Origin of the sequence: Syntrophomonas sp. UBA1041 (assembly GCF_002316705.1) — a bacterium.
Taxonomy (GTDB): domain Bacteria; phylum Bacillota; class Syntrophomonadia; order Syntrophomonadales; family Syntrophomonadaceae; genus DTU019.
Genome location: NZ_DCEA01000084.1, coordinates 23709 through 23996 on the forward strand (window position 1 = coordinate 23709; position 288 = coordinate 23996).

The 288-nt window shown below is 54.5% G+C and carries 1 pseudogene; it reads right to left on the bottom strand.

Features of this window, described 5'->3' with window-relative positions:
• Positions 1-68: 68 nt before the first annotated feature.
• A pseudogene (locus B2633_RS12595) lies at positions 69-288 on the bottom strand (FAD binding domain-containing protein); the annotation flags it as partial.

The following is a 288-nucleotide window of genomic DNA, read 5'->3' on the forward strand; positions in this document are numbered from 1 at the left end:
ACCGCGCTAATCTTGGCGCCGTTAATATCCAGTTGAATGGGCCCGATCTGCTGCATTTGAAACATCATTTATCCCTCCAAGCCATCTATGGCATCTTCCAGCAGGTTGCCCAGCACAAATCTGCGGTAATTAGATGAGCCGGCCACAGTATCCTGCAAAGGTCCGGGCAGTTGCTGCAGGGCCTGGGCAACACGTTTGCTCAGATCCTCTCCCGGTTGGTTTAAGGCCTTTTCCATAGCCCGGCCCCGGAAGGGGAAGGAACAAGCCCCGCTCAATGCTATGCGGATA